6 protein-coding genes are annotated in these 4,905 nt (G+C 67.1%); 5 read left to right on the forward strand and 1 reads right to left on the reverse strand.

Features of this window, described 5'->3' with window-relative positions; all coding sequences use genetic code 11:
* Positions 1–270: 270 nt before the first annotated feature.
* From ppk2 to MZTS_RS23715, 4 genes are all read left to right on the forward strand, one after another.
* Positions 271–1,161 carry a polyphosphate kinase 2 gene (ppk2, locus tag MZTS_RS23700; protein ID WP_192285718.1) on the forward strand — a complete coding sequence of 297 codons (891 nt, stop codon included), beginning with the start codon at positions 271–273 and terminating at the stop codon, positions 1,159–1,161.
* Between the two features lie 141 nt (positions 1,162–1,302).
* Positions 1,303–1,710, forward strand: a complete 408-nt coding sequence (gene rplS, locus MZTS_RS23705; RefSeq protein WP_192285720.1) for a 50S ribosomal protein L19 — start codon at positions 1,303–1,305, stop codon at positions 1,708–1,710.
* A 176-nt stretch (positions 1,711–1,886) separates the two neighbouring features.
* Positions 1,887–2,261: a nucleotidyltransferase domain-containing protein gene (locus MZTS_RS23710; RefSeq protein WP_192285722.1), complete on the forward strand. Its 375-nt coding sequence runs from the start codon at positions 1,887–1,889 to the stop codon at positions 2,259–2,261.
* Positions 2,258–2,653 carry a HEPN domain-containing protein gene (locus MZTS_RS23715; RefSeq protein WP_192285724.1) on the forward strand — a complete coding sequence of 132 codons (396 nt, stop codon included), beginning with the start codon at positions 2,258–2,260 and terminating at the stop codon, positions 2,651–2,653. The genes MZTS_RS23710 and MZTS_RS23715 overlap by 4 nt, the downstream gene beginning before the upstream one ends.
* Here the strand turns inward: MZTS_RS23715 and MZTS_RS23720 are convergent, their stop codons facing one another.
* Positions 2,654–3,850: a lytic murein transglycosylase gene (locus MZTS_RS23720; protein WP_192285726.1), complete on the reverse strand. Its 1,197-nt coding sequence runs from the start codon at positions 3,848–3,850 to the stop codon at positions 2,654–2,656.
* 274 nt (positions 3,851–4,124) lie between these two features.
* Between MZTS_RS23720 and rpsD the strand changes: the two genes are divergently transcribed.
* Complete coding sequence (rpsD, locus tag MZTS_RS23725; protein WP_192285728.1) at positions 4,125–4,742, forward strand: 30S ribosomal protein S4; 618 nt, start codon at positions 4,125–4,127, stop codon at positions 4,740–4,742.
* The last annotated feature ends 163 nt before the right edge of the window (positions 4,743–4,905 follow it).

Raw genomic sequence — 4,905 nt, forward strand, 5'->3', positions numbered from 1 at the left:
CCGCTTAACCCCCTCCCGCCCGCGACAGGACCGGTTCCGGTCGCGAAGCCTTCGAGAACCGATTGTCCGCGCTCCGGGCAGGCCGTCAAGCTCGCCGCAGGGTCGAAGGCCGCGCACCGCTTCATTCCCCGATCTGGTTCGCATCCGGCGCCGCGAGTCCAATGCCGGGACGGGCCGGGGGCGTGGGTGCAGGGAGACCCGAGCTTCGCCGGCCTGTCACATCATGATGGTCTAAGCGACCGGTACGACCCGCCGACCGGACCTGGCCCCATGCCCGCCAACAGCAGCCCGCCCGCCTACGATTTCGAGGCGATCCGCCGTGAACTCGCCGACAGCTATGACGAGGAGCTGGAACTCAGCCTCGACGAGGATCACGACGACGGCACCGCGCCCTCCCGGCGCACCTATTTCCGGGAATTGCTGCGCCTGCAGCACGAGCTGGTGCGCCTGCAGGATTGGGTGAAGAACGAGGGGCTGCGGGTCGTCGTGATCTTCGAGGGCCGCGATTCGGCCGGAAAGGGCGGCGTCATCAAGCGCATCACCCAGCGGCTCAATCCCCGCATCTGCCGCGTGGCGGCGCTGCCCGCCCCGAGCGAGCGCGAGCGGACGCAGTGGTACTTTCAGCGTTACGTCTCCCACCTGCCGGCGGCCGGCGAGATCCTGCTGTTCGACCGCTCCTGGTACAACCGGGCGGGCGTCGAGCGCGTCATGGGCTTCTGCACCGAGGAGGAGGTGGAGGAGTTCTTCCGCTCCGTGCCCGAATTCGAGCGCATGCTGGTGCGCTCCGGCATCAAGCTCGTGAAGTACTGGTTCTCGATCACCGACGCCGAGCAGGCGCTGCGCTTCCAGATGCGCATCGCCGATCCGCTCAAGCAGTGGAAGCTCTCGCCGATGGATGTCGAGTCGCGCCGCCGCTGGGAGGATTACACCCACGCCAAGGAGGACATGCTGGCACGGACCCACATCCCCGAGGCTCCCTGGTGGATCGTCGAGGCGGATAACAAGCGGCGGGCCCGGCTCAACTGCATCAGCCACCTGCTGGAGCAGATCCCCTATGGCAATGTATCCCATCCGCCGGTCGTGCTGCCGGACCGGGTGCGCCACGCCGATTACATCCGCGCGCCGATCCCGCAGGAGATGATCGTTCCGTCCCGCTACTGAGCCGACTTCTCGACGCTTCCGCGCGCGGCCCCATCGACAAAGCCGCGCGCATCCTGTACAGGCCCGGCCAACTCACAACAGGATGCCGAAATCCTGACGCCCCGATCATGCGGGAGGGGCGCAACGGCCGGAGCTTTTCCAATGAACATCATCGAGCAGCTCGAGCGGGAAGAGATCGCCCGCCTCGCCAAGACCATCCCCGATTTCGAGCCGGGCGACACCGTCATCGTCAACGTCCGCGTGAAGGAAGGCGACCGCACCCGCGTTCAGGCCTATGAGGGTGTCTGCATCGCCCGTTCCGGCGGTGGCCTCAACGAGAGCTTCACGGTCCGCAAGATCTCCTACGGCGAGGGCGTGGAGCGCGTGTTCCCGGTGCATTCGCCGATGATCGATTCGATCAAGGTGGCCCGTCGCGGTAAGGTCCGCCGCGCCAAGCTCTACTACCTGCGCGACCGTCGCGGTAAGTCCGCCCGTATCGTCGAGCGCTCCGACCGCTCCGAGAAGGCGGCCAAGGCCAACAAGGCCGCCGCTCCCGCCGCCGCGGAGTAATCTCTCTTCCGGCATGCCTTCGCGTCATCGCGAAGGCATCTCTCGAAACATCACCCGCCCCGATCATCTCGGGGCGGGTTTTTTGTTGCGCGGTTTCGTGCAGAGATATCGAAGCACCCACCCGGCTTTCCGAAGCGCTATCGGGAAGCTCCGTCGACACTGCGCGTCAGAAGCCGATGACCGATCCGAAGCAAGGCGCGACCGCGATCCAGCCGCAATTTCCGGACGCGGCGACGGAGCGCGGTGTGCGCGCCTTTCTCAGGCGTATTGGCGGACGATACCCGATTCGAGAGGTCTTCCTGTTCGGAAGCCGCGCCCGCGGCACGCATGATGCCGAGAGCGACGCTGACCTGGCTATCGTGCTGGACGGAGACAGCGCCGAGCGAAGACAGGTTTCCGGCGAGATGGCCGAGATCGCCTTCGATGTCCTCCTGGAAACCGGCCTGCTCGTCCAGGCCGTGCCGATGTGGGAGGAGGAGTGGAGGCAGCCGGAGCGCTTCCCCAATCCCGATCTGATCGCCAGCATCCGACGTGACGGCATCAGACTGTGACGGAGGCGCCACCAGCGGCTTTTCTCGGTAAAGCCGAGCGGGCCCTGAAAGCGGCCCGGCTGCTGCTTTCCGCGAATGATACCGAAGGCGCTTGTAACCGAGCCTACTATGCCATGTTCGATGCGGCGCGGGCTGCCCTGCTGGCCGTTGGTCATCCTTTGGATGGATCGGCCAGCAAGACGCATCGCGGACTCATCGCCGCGTTTGGGCAGAGGCTCGTTCAAACCGGTCGGGTCGACGCGGCTTACGGCCGAGCCTTCAACCGGTTGCAGGATATCCGCATCCAGGCGGATTATCTGGCCGGTGTGCCCTCGGCTCAAGATGCCGAATGGGCGATCGCCCAGGCGGAGTCCTTCGTCGCCACCATGCGTGAAGGATTTCCGGCCGAGTGATCATCCCCGCCGCAGCGCCTCCAGCACCTTGCCGCCCGGGCGCCCGGTGGCCGGCATGCCGAGGGCGCGCTCGACGTCCTTGATCGCCTCACGCGTCTTCGAGCCGACCTTGCCGTCCGGCTCCCCGACATCGTAACCGCGGGCAATCAGACGGCTCTGCAGGTCACGGCGCTCGGCCCGCGACAGCGGCGGATCGTCGGTCGGCCAAGTGGCCTGCACGCCGGGGCGGCCCCGCAACCGGTCCGACAGGACGGCGATGGCGAGGCCGTAGGATTCGGCGGCGTTGTAGGAGTAGATCGCGTCGAAGTTCTTGGTCACGAGGAAGGCCGGGCCGTTGGCGCCGGCCGGGGCGAGGATGCCGACGGGCCCCTCCCCGCTCAAGGGGCGGCCATCGACGCGGGTGACGCCCAGCGAGGCCCAGTGGCTGACAGGCTTCTTGTTCTTGCGGCCGGCGGCGGCGGTGTTGAACCCGCGCGGCAGCCGCACCTCGTAGCCCCAGCCCTGCGCATTCGACCATTTGGCCACGCGCAGGAAGTTGGCGGTGGAGGCGACCGCGTCGGCCACCGAATCGACGATGTCCCGCCGCCCATCGCCGTCGCCGTCGACGGCGAGGCGGTGATAGGTGGTCGGCATGAACTGCGTCTGGCCGAAGGCGCCGGCCCAGGAGCCGGTGAGCCGCGACGGCTCGATGTCGCCGCGCTCGATGATCTTCAGCGTCGCGATCAACTCGTTGCGGAAGAACTCGCGGCGGCGATGCCCGGAGCAGGCCAGCGTCGCCAACGATTGCACCAGCGGCATCTTGCCGAGATTCTTGCCGAAATTCGACTCGACGCCCCAGACGGCGGCAATGGTGTAGCGGTCGACCCCGTAGCGCGCCTCGGCATTCGCCAGGGCCTGGGCGTGCTGGCGCATGGCGGCGCGCCCGTCCTCGACGCGCTCGTCATCGACGAGGGCGGCCATGTAGTCCCAGATCGGCGTCTTGAATTCCGGCTGGGCCTGAGACAGCTCGATCACCTTGTCGTCGTAGGCGATATTCGCGGTCGCCGTCTGGAAGGTCCGGGCCGAGACCCCTGCCCCGGCGGCCTGCGACTGGATGCCCGCGAGGCAGGACTGGAAATCCGCCAGCGCCGGGCTGGCGATCAGGCTGCCGGTGAGGGCGAGCCCGATCAGGCTGGCGCGAGGGCTTGGCGTCGGCATCGGTCGGCGCTCCGTCGAGGTGTCGGGGAATGGTCGCGCCCGATTCAGGCGATACGAGGGTTAACGAAGCGTGAGGAGAGCGGGCCGGTGGCTGCGGCATTGACGCTGCCGGCGATCTCGTCTAGGCACCCCACCGTGTACGGGGCTCCGGTTTGGGGCCCCGTCGCATTTCATACGCACCCGTGGGCGGTAACAACCGCCCTGTCGCCCTCGCCGCTCCGGCGAAGAGGGAGAGGAGGGCGCGTTCCTCAAAAAATGTTCCAGAGGAACAGCGATGTCAAAACGCGTCCAGGCGAAGCACAAGCTCGATCGCCGCATGGGCCAGAACATCTGGGGCCGCCCGAAGAGCCCCGTGAACCGCCGCGAATACGGCCCCGGCCAGCACGGCCAGCGCCGCAAGGGCAAGATGAGCGACTTCGGCACGCAGCTGCGCGCCAAGCAGAAGCTCAAGGGCTACTACGGCAACATCACCGAGAAGCAGTTCCGCCGTTACTACGCCGAGGCGATCCGCCTGCGCGGTGACTCCGGCGAGAACCTGATCGGCCTGCTCGAGCGCCGCCTGGATGCGGTGGTGTACCGCGCCAAGTTCGTGGCCACCCCGTTCGCCGCGCGCCAGTTCGTCAACCACGGCCACGTCAAGGTCAACGGTCGCCGGGTCAACATCCCGAGCTTCCAGGTCAAGGCCGGCGACGTGATCGAGGTGAAGGAAGCCTCCCGCCAGCTCGAGATCGTCGTCGTGGCCTCGCAGCTCGCCGAGCGCGACGTGCCGGACTACATCGAGGTCGATCATCAGAAGATGAGCGCCCGCGTCACCCGGATCCCGGGCCTCTCCGAGGTGCCCTATCCGGTGCAGATGGAGCCGAACCTCGTCATCGAGTTTTACTCGCGCTAAGTTCTTCGGAGATCTCCGGGGAAGAAGAGGGCCGTCCTTCGGGGCGGCCCTTTTTCGTGGCCGCTCCTCCTACCCAATCCGGCAGATCCCTTCGGGATGGCGGCTTTGGGCTCCGCTCAGTCGCCGCGCGGGCTGGCCGATATGCAACCCGCTCCGATCAAGC

This window comes from Methylorubrum zatmanii (assembly GCF_014845115.1).
Lineage (GTDB): Bacteria > Pseudomonadota > Alphaproteobacteria > Rhizobiales > Beijerinckiaceae > Methylobacterium > Methylobacterium zatmanii.

Excerpts from the sequence above, each read along its gene's own strand:
- ppk2 (WP_192285718.1), top strand. The coding sequence starts at position 271 with ATGCCCGCCAACAGCAGCCCGCCCGCCTACGATTTCGAGGCGATCCGC.
- rplS (WP_192285720.1), top strand. The coding sequence starts at position 1,303 with ATGAACATCATCGAGCAGCTCGAGCGGGAAGAGATCGCCCGCCTCGCC.
- MZTS_RS23720 (WP_192285726.1), bottom strand. The coding sequence starts at position 3,850 with ATGCCGACGCCAAGCCCTCGCGCCAGCCTGATCGGGCTCGCCCTCACC.
- rpsD (WP_192285728.1), top strand. The coding sequence starts at position 4,125 with ATGTCAAAACGCGTCCAGGCGAAGCACAAGCTCGATCGCCGCATGGGC.
- MZTS_RS23710 (WP_192285722.1), top strand. The coding sequence starts at position 1,887 with ATGACCGATCCGAAGCAAGGCGCGACCGCGATCCAGCCGCAATTTCCG.